An 18,321-nucleotide genomic window follows, 5' to 3' on the forward strand; every position below is an offset into this window, starting at 1 on the left:
CGGTCTGATGCTGACACCCTGCTAAATTCTTCCGAACGTTTGTCTTTCGACATTCAGGCTCAGCCTTTGGCTCAGGCCTTGAAAGCGTATGGTCAACGTTCTGATCTCTCTGTGCTGCTGGACGGTGCCGATCCGCAGCGACCCATGCCAGCCGTGCGCGGCGAAATGACGCGCAAGCAAGCCCTGTCCTCCTTGCTGCATGGTTCGGGCTTGCAAGCCTATTACGTGGATAACCGCTCGATTGTGATCCGCTTGCCCGATAGCAGGCCGGGCAAAGTGGCCACCGGCCAGCGCCCCTTGAATCTGAATCACATCTCGGGCGTGCGTGATGGCGCCCGTGATTACAGTGCCTATGTCACCCGAGTCCAGCAGACTGTGCGTAATGCCTTGTGCCGATCGCCCCAGACCCGTCCCGGCGCGTACCGGCTGGCCATGCAGCTGTGGCTGAACCCGCAGGGGCAGGTGGAACGCGTGCACCTGTTGGGCTCGACCGGGCAGGCCAGCCGCGATCAGGCGATCAGTCAGGTGCTGGACTCACTGGCAATGGGCGTGGCCCCGGATGCCAGTCTGCCGCAACCCTTGGTCCTGTTGCTGGCTCCCGTCTCGGGCCATGTGCGTGACGACTGCCCTGTGCAGGCCGGGAAGTAGATCATGTCCGAAGCACTGCGTAGCCGTTTGCGCCAAAGTCTGATCGCCCGTTACACGCATTTGCGTCGGCGGCTGGAGCGCACGATAGGTTCGCGTGAAGATGCGGCGGATGCCTTGCAGGAAACCTGGATACGGATAGGGGGAGTAGGCAACGGGGTATCGGTGAACAATGACGAGGCCTACTTGCTGCGCATGGCCACCCATATCGCCATTGATTCCTACAAACAGCGCAACAGCTTGCTGACTGCCATGGATCTGGACGCCTTGAGCCATATTGCCGATGACACCTACGATACCCAGCGTTGTGCCTGGGCGCGCATCACGACGGCGCAATTGCTGGCTGTGCTGCAGGACATGCCTATTCGTCAACGCACGATTTTGATGGCTTCGCGGGTAGATGGTCTGACCTATGCCCAGATCGCCAAACAGTACAATATTTCGGTTTCCCTGGTGAACAAGGAAATGATGCGCGCGCTGGACTATCTGCGACTGCGTTGCGCGGAACAATTCAATGATGCTGTGGGTGTCAGAGTCTCCGACAGCCTTACCGACGCTTAAGTTTTGCCCCATGAGTTCTTCTTCCTCCTCTCCGTCTGACGCCGTGCGTACCCAAGCCAATCAATGGTGGGTGCGGCTGCATTCGGGCAGTGCCCGGCAGTCCGATGCGCAGAGCTTTCAACAATGGCTGGAGCAAAGTCCCGAACATCGCGTGGCCTGGCAGGAGCTGACGGTAACGATGGACACGGTAACGCCGGGTTTGCAGGCTGCCAGAGACTTGTTGCCGGAATGGAAAGCTCCCGCTGCCTCACCCGTATTTACGGCCCGGCGCGCCTTCATGGGGGGAGCTTTTGCAGCCTCGGCCCTGGCGGTGGTGGGAGTGGTACATCCGCCCTGGGGCTTGTGGCCATCGTTCACGGAATTGACATCGGATTTTCGAACAGGGGTGGGCGAGCAGCGCGAGATTCAACTGGGGCAGGCCGTTGCCATTCAGATGAACACGCAAACTTGCATCAACCGCCGTGATACCGCCCAGGGAGCAGGTATTGAGCTTGTTGAAGGTGAAGTCGAAATCCGGGTGCTGGATGGAGCGGCCAGTCACCTCCACGTCCAGGCTGGGCCAGGGCGCATGCAAGCGCAACAGGCGCAGTTCAACGTGCGCTACACGGGGAAGAACGTAACGGTGACGTGCCTGCAAGGGCAGGTCCAGGTGCAGGCGAATCAAACCGTCACGTTGCAGGCAGGCCAGCAAACGGTTTACGACTATGAACGCATCCATGCGGTGCAGCGTCCCAATCTGGATCAGGTCAGTTCCTGGCGGCGTGGCTATCTGGCTTTTGAAGGCCAGCCCCTGGCCGATGTGGTTGAAGAATTGAACCGCTATCGGCCCGGAAAAATCGTGATTTACAGCGATAGTTTGAAGAGCCGCCCGGTGTACTTGAGCTTGTCCATCAGCGATATGGATTTGGCCCTGGATATGCTGCGCGCCATGTCCGGCATACGGGTGCAAGAGTTGGCGGGTGGTATTGCTCTGGTAAGGCAGGCTTAGTTACATAAAGTAACAAAATAGGCATGATTGATTTCTCGCCAGAACCAGTCTTGTAGATATGGATACGAAATCCCTCCAGTCTTAAGTCGGGAAACTCAAGCAATGTCGCCACGCCTACGCAGTTTGTCTTCCAAGTCATCTGATCCTAGAAACCCTGTCGATAGAGCTCCTCGCGACAAGACCCGAAATCGTCTTACGCCGCTTGCCCGCGCGATAGCCGCTTTGCTGGTAAGCGGTGGTTTGGGGGGGCAGGTCTATGCTCAGAGTCAGCCGGTGTCCGGAGCCTGGTTTGCGGCTCGCGGCGCGGTAGAGCGCAATGTTTCGGGCGCACAAGGGGGGATGGTGGACCCCAACAGTGGCGTGCTGAATTCGGCGGCACGTCAACATGCCGAAGCACGTCAGCAATTGGCCCGTTCGGTCGAGAACCTGGGTCGTACCGCCAGTGCGATTGCTGCTCAGCAAGCTGCACAAAAAGCCGCGCGCGAGGCTGCTGCCAAAGAAGCCGGTGTGCCGGACGGTTATGTGCAAGGCGGGGTGTGGGATCGTGATGCTGCAGGCAATCTGCACGTCTGGACCGGCGCAGAGCGTCCGGTGCACACACAAGACAATGGTCAGTACACCGTTGCCATCAAGCAGACCGAAAGCAAAGCCGTACTGAATTGGGAAAGCTTTAACGTGGGCCGCAACACCACGGTGCAGTTCCAGCAAAAAGCGTCCGATGCGGTGTTGAACCGTGTTGTGGGAGCGGATACCGCCCCGAGCCAGATTCAAGGCGCCATCAAGGGTGATGGCACCGTGATGGTGGTGAACCAGAACGGGGTGGTGTTCAGCGGCACGTCTCAAGTGAACGTGCGCAATCTGGTGACAGCCGCCGCCAAGATCACGGACCAGCAATTCAAGGAAGGTTTGTATGGCAAGGACGCCAACACGGCGTCCTTCACTAATGCGCAAGGCAAGATCGAGATACACGCCGGTGCACGTATCGGCACACATGCGTCCGAGACCGTGAACCAGGGCGGGGGCTATGTGCTCTTGCTGGGGCAGGAAGTGCACAATGCAGGCAGTATCTCGACCCCGGGCGGGCAGGCTGCCTTGGCCGCTGGCGAGAACTTCATCATCCGTAAGGGGATGGGGACAGAGGAAAACGTCAATTCCACCACCCGTGGCAACACGGTGGTAGCTCAGGCAGGGGCATCCGACAAGGCGGGCCTGGTTCGCAATACGGGCGTGATTCAAGCCGCAACGGGCGACATCACCTTGGCCGGGCGCACGATCAGCCAGGACGGCGTGCTGGTGGCCAGCACCTCGGTTCACAACCGAGGCACGATTCATCTGCAGAACAACAAGACGGATGCTCAATCCAGTGTGACCTTGGGCAAGGATAGCGTCACAGCGATTGTGCTGGACGAAAGCGCCGCCACCGCCCTGGATGTACAACGCGAAGCCTTGATCAAGGAATCGGACAAGGAAGGCGACGGCCTGCGTCATCGCCGTGATCAGTCGCTGGTGCAGATTGCCAGCGGTGGCGATGTGGTTTTTGACGCCGACAGCCTGACGCTGGCGACGGGTGGTCAGGTCTTTGTGGACGCGGCCAGGAACAGCGAGGTACGTCAGGACGCCGTGATTGATGTGTCCGGCCATGTGGGCGTTCGGGTGGCGATGGAAGCCAACAACCTGATGATCAACATTCAGGGCAATGAGCAGCGCGACGCTCCGGTCAACCGCGAGGGCGACAATCTGCGCAGCAGCGATGTCTGGCTGGATCGCCGCAACCTGGTGTTTGTTCCTGCTGGCACCAATGGCTATGAAAAGGACCGTTGGTACACCGCGGGCGGGCTACTGGAAGTGGGTGGTTATCTGGGCGTCGCCAGCCATAGTATTGGCGAGTGGGCTGCCCAGGGCGGCACCGTGCAGTTCAGCGGTGCCAGCGTGGTGACGCGTCCCGGCTCCTTGATCAACTTGTCGGGCGGCACGCTGGATGTACAAAGCGGTTATCTGCGTCAAAGCTGGCTGCGGGGTGTGGATGGCCGTCTGTATACGGTCGATAATGCGCCGGGCGATTTGCTCTACACCGGCTTGTACAAAGGTTACGAGCAGACCAGCGCACGCTGGGGTCAAACCCGCAGCTTCTATAACCCGATTCTGGCTCCTACCCAGCGTTACGAAGAAGGCTATACGGTAGGACGTGATGCGGGCCGCCTGGTTATTTCGACCAAGGCGGCGGACCTGCAAGGGCATATTGAATCCGAGGTTTACCAGGGCCCGCGCCAGATTCAGGCACCGGCTCCCAAGCTGGATGGCTATCAGCAGTCACAAACGGCTGTAGCGCGTCGGGCCGAGCTGATTCTGGGTGGCTGGATGCCGGTTTATGACAAGGACACGCAGAATCTGCGCTATAGCCCCAGTGCAGTGGTTGAGCAGATTGTGATTGGCAAGGCTCAGGCGCAAGAGGGGGGTGAGCAGTCCGACGCGACGCCCGGCCCTTCTCGCATCAGCCTGGATTCCGATTGGTTGACGCAAATGGGTCTGGGGGCTCTACGTGCCTATGCCAGCCAAAGTGTGGAAGTCAATGACGCGCTGGAGCTTGCTCTGGGGGGCGAGATCGCGCTGCATGCCAATCAAGTCGATGTGAAGGCTGACCTGACGGCACGCGGTGGCCGTATTGTGCTGGGTGATCTGGTGGATAAATGGACCAGCGCCAGTTTGGGCTGGCAATCCAGCAAGATTGCCGATGTGGCAGCCGGCGCTATCGCTGCCACACGAATTGACTCAGGTGTCACCCTGGATACCAGAGGCTTCTGGAGCAATCAGGAGCTGGATAGCCGCGCGATGCGCTATCTGCCGTGGCGTAATGGTGGTGAAATCATTTTGCGCAGCAGCGGTGATGTGACTGTGGCCGAACACGCGCTGCTGGACGTCTCCTCGGCGGCGGCCTATATGGCCGATGGCTCGGTGCTAGGTGGCAAGGGTGGCAATATAACTCTGGCCGCTGATGCGTATATGTCCGGCGTATCCGGCATAGGTGGACGACTGGTCTTCGAGGGTGAAATCCGTGGTCATGGTGTGGCTGGTGGTGGCACCTTGCGCTTGCAGACCGGGGAGACTGTCGTGTTGGGTGGTACGGTGCAGGGCAGTGATGGTGTCCTGCAGGCGGGTCAAAGCTCTCTGGCCGATTTGCTGACGACCGAGGCCTTTACCATTGCTGCTGGTGCGATTTTGCCGGTGGATTTCCACTACATGCGTACCCATGCCGCCGCTGGTGAGGTGATTGGCGGGGCGCCCAAGGTTGAGCAGGCCAATCAGTCCAGCTGGATTCATTTGACGACCCCCTGGACCTTGCCCAAGCCAAGCAACGAGAACTCCAGTTATACGGTTTGGCTGTCCAATGGCCAGCAGTTGCGGGTAGACGGTTATAGCTGGAGCGTGGCGCCAACCTTGCCAGCGGGAACGGTGATCATGGAGATCATGAATCCCGCCAGCTTCCCGACCAACTATGTGGTGCCGGCAGATATCCTGCCTGATGGCATCGCCATTGCGCCATCACCCGGCGTTTACAAAGCTGGCACCGTCGCTCATGCCGATTTGAGCTATAGCGCAGGCACCTTGCTGCGTGCCGGAACGCGCTTGACGCAGGATGTGGCCGTGGGGTCCATGCTGCATTTGGACAGCAGCCTGTTCCAGAAAGGGTTTGCGAATTATGACGTGATAGGCGGCTACGGCGTGGCCGTGGCAGAAGGGGCCAATCTGGCGCTGAACATGCCCGTCATGCAGCTGGATCTGCCCGCTGCACGTCAACTGGCCAACGGTGGGGATCTGAGTCAGGTTGCCTCCCTGTGGTTGCCACCCGAGTTCAGCGAATCGCCCGAAAAAGGCTCGATCAGCCAGCGCGGCGGTGCCGATCTGAGCTTGACGGCAGGTTTTGAGTACAAGCAGCAAGATGTGGACCCCAGTGGCCCCACCTTGTCCGTGGGCAAGGCGGCGCAGATTAGCGTAGATGATGGTCGCAATATTGTCTTGCAAGGCAGCGGTCAGATTACGGTGGATGGCTCCTTGCGAGCCTCGGGCGGCAAGATCGGTATCTATGGCCTGAGTGCTGGTAGCGAGGACGTGCGCCACCTCAAAGGACACGACGGTTCGATCTGGTTGGGCAGCAATGCCGTGCTGGATGTGTCGGGCAAAGCCATGACGGCTGTCGATGCCCAGGGTCAACGCTACGGCAAGGTGCTCAATGGTGGCCGTATCGAAATTGGCAGCAAGTATCAGCAGGCTGCGACGCAGGTCAAGGCTATCGACAGCTTTGTCATTGTGCGCGAAGGCGCGCGCCTGCTGGCATCCGGAGCCGCAGCGACTTTGGACATGCCTGGTCAGGGCGCGCAAACCATCGCTTCCAATGGCGGTGTGATTCATCTGGCCAGCTTCAACGGGCTGTATCTGGATGGCGATATGCAGGCCTGGGCCGGTGGTGTCAATGCGGCGGGCGGAACTTTGTCGGTCGCCCTGGAGTCGCCGAACTATGAAATGTCAGGTGGGCCGGGTGATCGCGTGTTGGCACACCGCGAAATGACCTTGGTGCAAGAGCAGCAACTGGAAAATCTGCCGCTTGATCTGCAAGCTGGTCGTGCTGATGCGGGTTTGGTCTACGGCCATGCTCGTGTGGGTGTGGACCGCATTCAGGCGGGGGGCTTTGATAATCTGGCCCTGCTGTCCAACGGCATTTTGTCGATTGAAAACGGTGTGGATTTGCAGATGGGCCAAAGCCTGCATCTGGCCACCCCCAAGATTGCCTTGGCACCTGGCTCTATGCCCGGTGCTACGGTCAAGCTGGCCGCGCCTCATGTCCGTTTGGCAGGGGCAACGCATCCCACCCGCGACAAGTATGTGACTCCGCTGATTCAGGCTCTGAACAGTAATGAAGGCCGGTTGCCCGAGCTGTTGCCAGACTCCTATCTGCGTATCGATGCCAATGTGCTGGACATTGCCAACCAGATCGCCTTCGGTGCGTTGGGCCGGTCCTTGCAAAGTGGCAAGGCCGAGGTATCGCGTGCCGGTTTTGATACGGTGGATCTGCGCGCGCAGAACGATCTTCGTTTCTTGAGGCATGCGGTCGGTGATCGTACACAGCTGCTGACCGAAGGGGATCTGGTGCTGGCGGCTGGCCGCATCTATCCGGGAACTGGCGTGACGGCGGAGGTGATTTCGGGCCGTTATATCCAGCGCGATCAGTGGAATAACCCGCTGACACAGTATGACCCGCAGCGCAGCTTGCGTATCGAGCGCATTGGCAGTGGCTCTGTCGCCCAGCCTTATTCTGCCTTGGGTGTCTTGCGCCTGATGTCGGGCAATATTGATCAGGGCGGTGTGTTGCTGGCTCCCTTGGGGCAGTTGGAGTTGGGGGTGGGTGTAGGTGGCGCCTCGCAAGCCCCAACCTCCATGGTGATGCGCCCTGGCAGTATTACCTCGGTCAGTGCCGCGGGTTTGATCATGCCCTACGGCGGGACGGTGGATGGGCTGACCTATAACTATGCAGGTAGCGATGCGCCTTATGTGGGCCTGGGCGGTCTGCTGGGTAATCTCAGCCTGAAAGCCACCAGCGTGGACGTGCAAGAAGGTGCCTTGCTGGATCTGTCGGGTGGTGGGGAACTGACAGGAGCAGGTTTCCTGCCTGGGCGGGGTGGTTCTACGGATGCCCGTCTGCATCCCCTGATTCAGAGCACCAATAACGGCTTCATGCTGCCCGAGCTTTCTGGCAACCCGGTCTATGCCGTCGTGCCAGGTGTACAGCAAGTGGTGGCGCCATTGGCGGCCGACAATGGTGCAGGCGATCCTATGGTGGGACGCCAGATTCATATCGGAGAGGGCGTACCGGGCCTGGCCGCAGGGACGTATACCTTGCTGCCCTCTACCTACGCCTTGTTGCCTGGTGCTTACCGCGTTGAAATCAGTGGTTCGGGCAGTGCCAGTGCGGCTATGGGTGGCACCATTGCCATGCGTAATGGTTCCTACAATGTGGCCGCCCGTTTGGGGATCGCCAATACCCATGTCATGGATGCCATGCCCTCGCGCGTGGTGCTGACCTCGGCAGACACCCTGCGCCAGTATTCCCAGTACAACGAAACGTCTTACTCGCAGTTTGGGTTGGACTGGGCCATGCGTGATAGCGTCCCGCGCCCTCAACTGGAGCGGGATGCCCGCCAACTGCAGTTGGAGGCGAACCGTTTGCAGGTGGCGTCCGGTGTTGCCAAGTTTGAACCGGCCCAGAATGGCCGTGGGGGCAATGTGGTGCTGACTGGTCAGCGCATTGAAGTGCTGGCTGATGGGGCAGCGCCGACCGCAGGCTTTGATGGTATGTCGGTAGAGTCCGGTGTGCTCAATCGCCTGGGGGCGGCAGGCATCAGTATCGGGGGTTCACCTACCTCCACGTTTGCCTTGCAAGGTTATGGTTCGACCCGTGATGCCTGGCGTGTCAGTCTGGGCAACACGCGCACAGATGAAATCTATATTCGCGGCGGCGCCGTGCTGGAAGCTGCGCAGGTATTTCTGGTGGTGGGTAATCGTGAAAAGGGCCTGACAGTTGAGCAGGGCGCCACGATCAACACCTTGGGCAAAGGCGCCGCGCCCTGGGACTCCAGCGAAGGCTATGTGTTGCAGCCCGGTCAGAAAGGGGTTCTGGCCTTGAGCAATGGCTGGCTGGATGTCACTGCACCCAGCAACGACGATAGTTGGGGCACGGTAGGGGCGGGCTTTCTGCATATTGGGACTTGTGCCGTCGGTAGCAGTTGTTCGGGTGAAACCCGCTTGTATTCTGAAGGCACGATTACTGCTGCCACCAATAAAACCTTTGAGCTGGATGAGTCGGTGCGCTATGGCACACGCAATCTGGTGCTGGCTATGGGTGGCATCAATGTGGGCGGAGCGCAGGCCCTGTCCGACGCGTCTGCTGCGGGTATCTTGCCCTCCGGTCTGACGCTGAATCAACGTGTGCTGGAGCGCTTGCTGCGCGGCGATACCCAGATGGGGGCGCCTGCATTGGAGAACCTGGTGTTGACGGCGCGTGACTCCGTCAACTTCTATGGTGATGTCAATTTGAGCACGCTGGACCCGGTGACAGGCAAGTCGGCACTGGAGCGCCTGGTGTTAAGCGCAGCTGCCATTTATGGCTATGGCGACGCAAATAGTGAAGCACGTATCGAAACCGGAATTCTGGTCTGGAACGGAGCCACGACACCGGCGGGCAGCATCGTGGAAGGCGGCGCTGGCACGGGGAATGGCCGTCTGGTATTTGATGCTCAGCAGATTGAGTTTGGTTACGGCCCGAAAAGCCAGCCCGATACCGTGGGCATGCACGACCGTCTGGCCTTGGGCTTTAGCAGCGTGAACCTGAATGCTTCCGAGCGCATCACAGCCAATCACAAGGGCAGCTTGTCCGTGTACCACAGTCGTGGTGCCTGGGATGCAGCCAGCAATGGCTGGACCTATCAGGGCGGCAATCTGAACATCAGCACCCCCTTGTTTACCGGACAGGCTGGTTCGGTCACCAACATCCGTGCAGGTGGCAACATTGCGGTGACTCGTCCGCAGGGGGGCAGCACGGTGCAGCCTGATCTGGCCACAGCAGTGCACGCCTTGGGAGCCGAGTTGAGCCTGGATGCTGCCAGGTCTCTGGTCTGGGACAGTGCGGCCTTGCTGCCTAGCGGCAAGCTGAAGCTGTCTGCTCAGGACGATGTGGTTCTGCAAGACGGTGCGCAACTGGATCTGGCAGGGCGTCCGATCGGCTTCTTTGATGTGAACAAGTACAGCTGGGGTGGCGAGGTTGTGCTGGAGAGTCGCGGCGGCAATGTGACCCAAGCGGCGGAGTCCCTGATTGATGTATCGGCCCAGCACAATCGTGCAGGCAAACTGACGGCCCTGGCCTTGAACGGCTTGGTGGACTTGCGTGGCCGTATGTCGGGAGCTGGAACAGGGCATTACGATGCGGGCGGTACCTTGGTGCCTTTTGCCTCCGGCTTTATTGAGCTGCGTGGACAGCAGATTGCGGACTTTGCGGGACTTAACGCCCGTCTGAATGAAGGATCGGTGTGGGGTGGTCGCAGCTTCCAATTGCGCCAGGGGGATCTGCTCATTGGCAACGAGCTTAAAGCGCGTGAAATCAATGTCTCCGTGGACAATGGCAGCCTGACGGTCAACGGCACCATTGATGCCAGCGGTGAGCAGGCGGGCAGCATTCGCCTGGCTGCCAAGCGAGGGGTGACCCTGACTGGCAGCGCCGTGCTGGATGCCAGTGCCAGTGTGCTGCGTCGGGACAGTTACGGCCAAGTGATTGAAGCACCTAACCGGGCCATCATTGAAATTGATTCGGGCCTGGGTCGTCTGGTTCTGGCCGATGGCATGCGCATGAATCTGAGTGTGGCTGGTTCCCATGCGAATTACGGCACTGTCGCTCTGAACGCACCGCGTCTGGGTGGCGCGACGGGCAACGATGTCGATATTGATGCACGCGGTGCACTCAACATTACCGGGGCCAGGTCGATTGCCGTCAATGCTTTCCAGCAATACGACGATGCGCAGCTCGGCCTTGATGAAACGGTAGATGGTCGCAGCTACCAGCGTATCGATCAGGACTACTTGCGTCAGAAGCATCTGGATAGTGAAACCTTCATCAACAAGGCTCTGGCGAATCAGGCCTTGATGCAAGGCAAGCTGGCCGGGCTGCGTGCTTATGGTGATCAATTCCACCTGCGCCCTGGTGTGGAGATTGTCAGCAATGCCGTCACGAATCCAGATGGTGATCTGCATGTGGATGGGGATATTGATCTGTCGGGCTACCGCTATGCCAGCGTCAATCCTCATGCTCAGAAAAGCTCGGTATATGGCTCGGGCGAGGCCGGGGCCCTGGTATTGCGCGCCGCTGGAGATCTGACGATTTTTGGCAGTTTGACGGATGGCTTCAATACCTCCGTGCTGGGTGTCACGGCTGATGATGGTGGCTGGGTTCTGCCCGCAGGTCGTATGCCTTTTGGCGGTGATCTCATCATCCCCCATGGCGGCATGGCCACGCTGGACGTGGGGACCCAGTTCGCGGCCGGTCGCACCGTTAACTATGATCTGCCCGTGGAGGGCATGAGCTTGCCACGCGGCACCGTAATCCCCAGCCTGATGAGTCTGGCGCAAGGCCTGTCCTTGCAGGCAGGAACGGTGCTGTCAGCGGCCGTGCTGGATGCGTCCGGGCAAGTGGTTTATGCCGCTGGCACGGTCTTGAAAGAGGCTGTGACACTACAAGCCAATATGCAGTTGGCAGCGGGCTTCCGTTTGCCGGAGGATGCGCAAATGGCGGCCACTCTGTGGCCCAAAGGCGTGCCCTTGCCGGTGCTCATGAAATTGAACCAGCAGGTTGCCTTGAAGAAAGGGGCGCTGGTGCCTTCCGAGACGGACGTGGTATTGCCGGGCGGGGCCGTGATGGTCGATCTTCGTCCTCGAGATGGGGATGACACGCAAGGTCGCATGCTGGCTCTGGCCCCCATGTTGGCCGCTGGCTCGCAGTCCTGGGATTTGCGTCTGGTTGCCGGGGCGGATACCTCGGCAGCGGATAATCGCTTGACGTTGATTGATACCGAGCGTCGCTTGATGCTGGCGGATACGCACTTTGGCCTTGGCGTGAAATCAATCGAAATTCCAGGAACGGGTAAACCAGCGGTGTATGGCTGGGGAGAGGTCAGCCGCTTTGAAGAGCTGATTGAATTGCTGGCGGGGGGCTATTGGTTGAGCTTTGTGCCTGTCTCTGGTGAGCAGGTGACACAGGCGCAGATCGAAGAGCTGCAAGCGTACGGCATTATCGGCGCCGATGTCACTGAACTGAATATTTTTGGCATGGGCGATATGGCCGCCGAGCTCTCGCCCGCTACACCGCCCGAGATGCAAGACGTGAAACAGCCCGCCCGTGAGCAACTGTTCAGTGTCCTGCGTACGGGCGTGGGTGACCTGGATCTGGTGTCTGGTGGCGACATCGAGATGAATTCGCTGTATGGGGTCTACACCGCGGGCACGCCGTCGGCATCGATGGGGGCGGCCTATAACCAGGCGCGTGGCAAGTTGTTCGATGGCACGATCTTGCGTGCGGAAGGCAAGCGTTTCGAGTCGCTGGTCGACGGTGGTGCGGACAGCCTGTATCAGGCCTGGTATCCCGAAAAGGGCGGCAATGTGTTGCTGCGTGCTCAAGGCAGTGTGAAGGGGGATCTGGTCGGCAATAACGACGGCAAGAATGATCTGAGCTACACCTTCTACAACACGCGTCAGCAGATTGCTTCTACGGCAGTGGGTAACTGGTTGTGGCGCCAGGGAACGGGTAGTGCAGTGTCAGCCTCGGAAGGGACTCCCAGTGCCTGGTGGGTCAACTTCGGGACATATGTGGCGGGTACCGCAAATGGCGGGTATAGCGAGTACGACACCTGGTTGTTTGCCAACGATCCTTTCCTGGCCGGCTTTACCGGTGTGGGTACTTTGGGTGGTGGCAACTTGACCGTGGAGGCCGGGGCGGATGCCGGCATGTTGAACCAGCGCGGTATTCGCAGCAGCTGGAATCAGCAGACGCATACGCCGCGCAGCCAGGGCTTGCATCTGGTGGTGGGCAGCACAGGCCGAATCACCCCGGGGGGCGAACTGGTACAGACAGGTGGCGGGGACCTGGTCCTGCGCCTGGGCGGCACACTGAACCCGAACCCCGATGTGCGCTTGAACGAGCATGACCTGAACAGCACTTTGGTGAATTTGCGAGGAGCCATTGCTTTGGATGCCGGCGCGGTTGGTGGGGTAAAGCTGGGCTTTGGTGGAACAGATCAAATGGATACGCGTCCTGGCAATATTTATGCTAGCGGCGGAGGGGCCGCAACCGGTGGTCCGATTCTGGTCTTGGGTGATTCCGCAGTACGCATGCAAACGCGGGGAGATCTGGTGCTGGGCAGTACGGTAGACCCAGGGCGTACCTTGTCCTTAAGCTCAACGCCTTTTTCCGTAGATGGCCAGCACTATGACGGCAATGGCTGGTCCTGGTTCTCCTTGTGGACACCGGCGACGGCGATTGATTTGTTGAGTGTGGGGGGCAACCTGACGCCCACCACGTCCTGGGATGAGCGCAATGCGTATGAGGATACGCGTTGGGGCGACCCAGGCCGCAACCAGTCTCATAACGCAGATGGTCATTTTTATCCTTCTATCCTGCGTGCGGCGGCCGCCAACGGCAATATTCAGTATGGAGCCAGTGCCAGCGATGCCACTGTATCCAGCAATTCGATATTGCGTTATGGCTTTGGTACGGTACTGGCCCCTTCGCCAATGGGCGAGCAGTTTGTCAACGCAACAGGGCGTGGTGAACTGCAGTTCCTGGCGGGGGGCTCCATTCAGGCGGCCGGCTACGTTTTCTCGGCCTCGGCGGCAGACGCAGCGGCCATGTCCAGCCCCTTCCGTCCTGCCTTTGTAGGCCTGCTGTCGCAGACAGGGGGCGGCGAGTACGGCTATAACCCCCGCATTATTCATAATGTGGATGGCGAGGCCGTCAAGCTTAACGACTGGTTCACCGTCAGCAGCAAGGCGGTCACTTCGCTGTACGGAGGCCGTCAAAATACAGGTTCCTTGTTTGTGTTTGGTACGCCGGTCAATATCGGTACTGCCGCAGCTCAACGTCAGCCTGCTCGTTACTACGCTGTCAACGGCGACATTGTTGGCTTGCGCGTCGGCCAGGAAGTGTTGTTGGGGTACCCTCCAGGCTCGCAGGGCTCACGTATGGAAGGCTCGGTTCCTGTGGCGATTCGGGCCGGGCGTGACATTACCGACTCGGGCACACGCCTGGGGCAGAAGGATGCCGTGGCAGGGGCCAAGAGTGCCACTGCGACGACACGCGGTAATTTGATTACCCATGCCTGGGCAGACGATATTTCCATTGTTGAAGCGGGTCGGGATGTCCGTAACAGCAGCTTCTACATCTTGGGGCCAGGTTTGCTGGACGTGTCGGCTGGGCGTCATGTGTATCTGGCTGACAAGGGCGAGATCAAGAGTCTGGGGCCCTTGAGCAGTGCCTTGTCCGATAGTCGTGGTGGTGGCGCCAGTATTTCGGTCTCGGCCGGAATGGGCGAAGGAGCGCATTGGAACGATTTTGCGGCGCGCTATCTGAACCCCGAGAATCAGGCTGATCTGGAGCTGCCGTTTGCAGATCAACAGGGCAAGGCGCTGTATATCTACAGCGGTGGCCTGACGCTGGGGCAATGGCTGCAACGCGAGTTTGGCTACACAGGTGATGAATCCGGCGCACAAGCCTTCTTGCAGGAGAAGCAGGGAGAGCTGGACCAGGTACGCGATCAGGCCAGGGCTGAAGGCCGCAATGCCTCCAGTCGTCCCTTGGCGCGCGAGTACAAGCTGGAGAGCCAGCTGCATCTGGTCAACTGGTTGAGCACCCGCTTTGGCGACAAGAACGGCCTGGGCCTGCATTTTGATGCGGCCAGCATGGACGCCCGCAGCTTCTTCGAGGCCTTGCCGCCCGAGCAGCAACGCAGCTATCTGCGCAATGTGTACTACGCAGAGCTGAAGGCATCGGGCCGTGAGTACAACGATAACGACAGCAAGCGTGCAGGCAGCTATTTACGTGGCCGTGAAGCGATTGCCACCTTGTTCCCCGAACAGGATGCTCAAGGCAAGGCCCTGAGCTATACGGGTGATTTGACGATGTACAGCAGTGCGCTGTATTACGACGCGGATTACGTGAACAACACGGCGGGCAAGAGCCGGCCTAATCCCAAGCTGGATTACATCACCAAGGCCGAGTGGGAGGCCTTGGGCAGTCCGGGTTACAACGTGTCGTTCTACGACGTGCTGGATGCAGGTATTCACACCAACTTTGGTGGGGACATCAGCATCCTGACTCCTGGCGGTCGTGCCCTGGTGGGGATTGATGGTGGCTTTAACCCTGGTCCAGGATCAGGTGTGATCACGCAAGGGGAAGGGGATATCAACTTCTTTTCGCAAAGCGACATTCTGATGGGGCAGAGCCGGGTCTTTACGACCTTTGGCGGCAATATTCTGGCCTGGTCGGCAGCAGGGGACATCAACGCGGGTCGGGGTAGCAAGACCACGGTGGTCTACACACCGCAGCGTCGTGTTTACGATCTGTTTGGCAATGTGGCCTTGTCGCCATCAACGCCCAATACCGGTGCAGGTATTGCTACCTTGAACCCGGTTCCCGAGGTCCCGCCAGGTTATATCGATCTGATTGCGCCATTGGGAACGGTGGACGCGGGCGAGGCAGGGATTCGCGTGTCGGGCGACATCAATATCGCCGCCTTGCGTGTGGTCAATGCAGACAATATTCAGGTACAGGGCGAGTCCAAGGGAATTCCGGTGGTGGCGACCGTCAACACAGGCGCCTTGAGTAGCGCCAGCGCGACAGCGTCTTCGGCCGCATCGGCGGCGCAGGATACGGTCAACCGCGCTCGTGCACAGGCTCGTCAGAATCTGCCTTCGGTCATTACTGTGCAGATTCTGGGATTTGGGGATGCAGGGCAGTCAGGGGGCGGGGCCACATCATCAGGAGCAGGCCCAGCGACTTCCAGGATAGATGCCTCTGCGTATCGCCAAGACAGTACGGTGCAGGTCCTGGGACTGGGCGCCAATCCGCAATCCGCTCTGGATCGCTTGACGCCCGAGGAGCGGCGGCGGATGACACTGTAGCTTGAGCCTGGGAGATCTGATCATGCTGTCCACTTGCCTGCCCTTGCCTACACGCAAGCGTAATGAAGAGTGTGTGACGCCGCAGTATTCACTGTGCTTGTATCTGAAGGTGCACTACGAAGAGTTGCTGCGTCAATTGACCATCCGCCTGCGCTGCCGCGACCGCGCAGCGGATGCCTTGCACGACACCTGGTTGCGTCTGCATGGCAGCCGGGAGATCGGGCCGGTCGCCAACCCTCGTTTGTATTTGCTGCGTATGGCCAGCAATCTGGCGATTGATGAATGGCGTGCCGAATCTGGCAGAGGGACGCTGGTGCCCCTGGAGGAACTGGAAGAGCATCAGCAGATTTCCCCCATGCCGGGGCCAGAGTCCAGCCTGATCGGCCGATCTTTGCTGTCCGTCCTGATCTACGCCATCGAGCTGCTGCCCCGCCAACGTCGCGCCATCTTTCTGGCGGCCCGGCTGGAAGAACAGAGCCTGAGTGTGGTGGCCGAACGCTTCGGCGTCACCACCAGCAAAGCACGCAACGAGCTGCGCCGGGCTGAGGCGCATTGCGAACAGGCCTTGCTGGGAAATTGGACGGAGCTGCGACAGGGGCGCAAGGCCTGTGTAACACCACCACCGACCATGACGGCCGGGTTTGGCTGGATGGCGGAGCCGGTGGGATTTTGAGGCTTTTATCGCTAATATCGATAATTTAATTTTATCGATATTGTCGATATTTGTTGTTTATCGAGATAATCGATATACTCAAATTATCGACATTAGCGATAAATAGATATGTACATACTTTCTACTAGTGATCAGCTTGGTTATCAACTTGTTGCTCGACGCAAGGCCTTAGGTCTGACGCAGCAGGAAGTCGCATCTCGTTTGGGGATCAGCCAAAATCGTTTGTCCGAACTGGAAAGTCAGCCGAGCCAGTTAACCGTTGAGCGATTGTTAGCCTTGACTGGTATTTTGGGGCTGGAGCTAGCCGTACAACAGCGCTCTCAAGCCCCTTTAAGTACAAGTGAATGGTAGCCATGGCGCACCGTTCACAGCAACGCCTATTGGGTTTATGGGCGAATGGCCTTCGGGTAGGGACTTGGCAAGTAGCCGCCAATGGCGAGGATAGACTGACTTACGACCCTGTTTGGCTCGTATCATCACAAGGGCGTCCCTTATCGCTTTCTTTGCCGTTCACTATTGATCACGCGCCTTTGCGTGGTCCTCAAGTACGAAATTATTTTGACAACCTGCTACCAGACAGTGATGTAATCCGCCGTCGCCTGCAGACACGATTCAGAACATCCAGCACAGATGCTTTTGATTTGCTAACGGCTATCGGGCGTGATTGTGTTGGAGCTATTCAGCTGCTTCCCGAAGGTGAGGAGCCAGATGATGTCTTTGATATTCAGGCTTGTCCTTTAAACGAGGCTGAAATCGCTAACGCTTTGAGGGCGGCTACTGCTGCACCGTTGGTCTTGGGGCAACAGCAAGCGTCTGATGAAGACTTCAGAATATCCTTGGCAGGAGCCCAGGAAAAAACAGCCTTTTTATGGCATCACGGACAATGGTGTCGACCTGTTGGATCTACTCCGACAACGCATATCTTCAAACTACCGTTGGGCTTGGTGGGGGGCCGCCAAGCGGATATGCGCAGTTCTGTAGAAAATGAATGGCTGTGTGCACAGATTTTGCGCGCCTTTGATTTACCTGTCGCTAACTGCGAGATGGCCAGTTTTGAAGAGCAAAAGGTATTGATCGTTGAGCGTTTTGACCGGAAGTTGGCTGTACAGTCTTATTGGCTGAGGCTGCCACAGGAGGACTTTTGTCAGGCAACAGGCAAGTCTCCTGATGCTAAGTACGAGGCCGATGGCGGGCCGGGCGTTGTTGATATCGCGCGTATTTTGCAGCTGTCTGAAGCGAGGGAGCAGGACTTGCGTACTTTGCTGACAGCACAATTAGTGTTTTGGATGTTGGCAGCGACTGATGGGCATGCGAAGAATTTTTCGATTTTTCTATTGCCTGGTGGCCGTTACCGCTTGACGCCTTTGTACGATGTTTTGTCGGCTTGGCCAGTCACGGGTACTGGACCGAACAAGTTGGATGTGAATCGTCTCAAGCTGGCCATGGCCGTTCGCGGGAAAAACACCCACTACCGATTGCGTGATATTCAGCGCCGGCATTTCAACCACATGGCCCGACTGTGCGGGTGGGGAGAGAACATGGAGGACCTGATCATGGATTGCTTAGGACGAGTCCCGCACGTGTTGGAGGTGGTCGCCCAGCAACTGCCCGCTGAGTTTCCTATGGAAGTGTTTGAGGCAATTGAACTGGGAATGCGTGAGTCCGCCAAGCGCTTGGAGGCGATGCCAGCGACACTGCTGTAGGCAAAGCATGCTGTCTGATGATCGATAGACGAGGTGTCCGA

The 18,321-nt window shown here is 58.7% G+C and carries 7 protein-coding genes; all 7 read left to right on the forward strand.

Annotated features, from left to right (window positions below):
- Nucleotides 1-39: 39 nt before the first annotated feature.
- The 7 genes from ACFPDR_RS01610 to ACFPDR_RS01640 all read left to right on the forward strand — a co-directional run bounded on the left by ACFPDR_RS01610 (nucleotide 40) and on the right by ACFPDR_RS01640 (nucleotide 18,280).
- Nucleotides 40-648, forward strand: a complete 609-nt coding sequence (locus ACFPDR_RS01610; protein WP_376910309.1) for an STN domain-containing protein — start codon at nucleotides 40-42, stop codon at nucleotides 646-648.
- A 3-nt stretch (nucleotides 649-651) separates the two neighbouring features.
- Entirely contained in the window at nucleotides 652-1,206 is a 555-nt protein-coding gene (locus ACFPDR_RS01615; protein ID WP_376910311.1) for an RNA polymerase sigma factor, read from the forward strand.
- A 10-nt stretch (nucleotides 1,207-1,216) separates the two neighbouring features.
- Nucleotides 1,217-2,194 (forward strand): FecR family protein, encoded by a 978-nt coding sequence (locus ACFPDR_RS01620; RefSeq protein WP_376910313.1) that lies wholly within the window; start codon nucleotides 1,217-1,219, stop codon nucleotides 2,192-2,194.
- A gap of 222 nt (nucleotides 2,195-2,416) precedes the next feature.
- Nucleotides 2,417-15,904: a filamentous haemagglutinin family protein gene (locus ACFPDR_RS01625; protein ID WP_376910314.1), complete on the forward strand. Its 13,488-nt coding sequence runs from the start codon at nucleotides 2,417-2,419 to the stop codon at nucleotides 15,902-15,904.
- 22 nt (nucleotides 15,905-15,926) lie between these two features.
- Entirely contained in the window at nucleotides 15,927-16,577 is a 651-nt protein-coding gene (locus ACFPDR_RS01630; protein ID WP_143241239.1) for an RNA polymerase sigma factor, read from the forward strand.
- Between the two features lie 108 nt (nucleotides 16,578-16,685).
- Complete coding sequence (locus tag ACFPDR_RS01635) at nucleotides 16,686-16,928, forward strand: helix-turn-helix domain-containing protein (RefSeq protein WP_080655514.1); 243 nt, start codon at nucleotides 16,686-16,688, stop codon at nucleotides 16,926-16,928.
- Between the two features lie 2 nt (nucleotides 16,929-16,930).
- On the forward strand, nucleotides 16,931-18,280 hold the full coding sequence (locus ACFPDR_RS01640) for a type II toxin-antitoxin system HipA family toxin (protein WP_353640322.1): 1,350 nt from the start codon (nucleotides 16,931-16,933) through the stop codon (nucleotides 18,278-18,280).
- Nucleotides 18,281-18,321 lie beyond the last annotated feature (41 nt).

This window comes from Alcaligenes sp. GCM10023179, from assembly GCF_042653705.1.
Lineage (GTDB): Bacteria > Pseudomonadota > Gammaproteobacteria > Burkholderiales > Burkholderiaceae_B > Alcaligenes > Alcaligenes phenolicus.

What these genes read in the sequence shown, in the direction of transcription:
- ACFPDR_RS01615 (WP_376910311.1), top strand. Translation starts at nt 652, where the DNA reads ATGTCCGAAGCACTGCGTAGCCGTTTGCGCCAAAGTCTGATCGCCCGT.
- ACFPDR_RS01620 (WP_376910313.1), top strand. Translation starts at nt 1,217, where the DNA reads ATGAGTTCTTCTTCCTCCTCTCCGTCTGACGCCGTGCGTACCCAAGCC.
- ACFPDR_RS01630 (WP_143241239.1), top strand. Translation starts at nt 15,927, where the DNA reads ATGCTGTCCACTTGCCTGCCCTTGCCTACACGCAAGCGTAATGAAGAG.
- ACFPDR_RS01635 (WP_080655514.1), top strand. Translation starts at nt 16,686, where the DNA reads ATGTACATACTTTCTACTAGTGATCAGCTTGGTTATCAACTTGTTGCT.
- ACFPDR_RS01640 (WP_353640322.1), top strand. Translation starts at nt 16,931, where the DNA reads ATGGCGCACCGTTCACAGCAACGCCTATTGGGTTTATGGGCGAATGGC.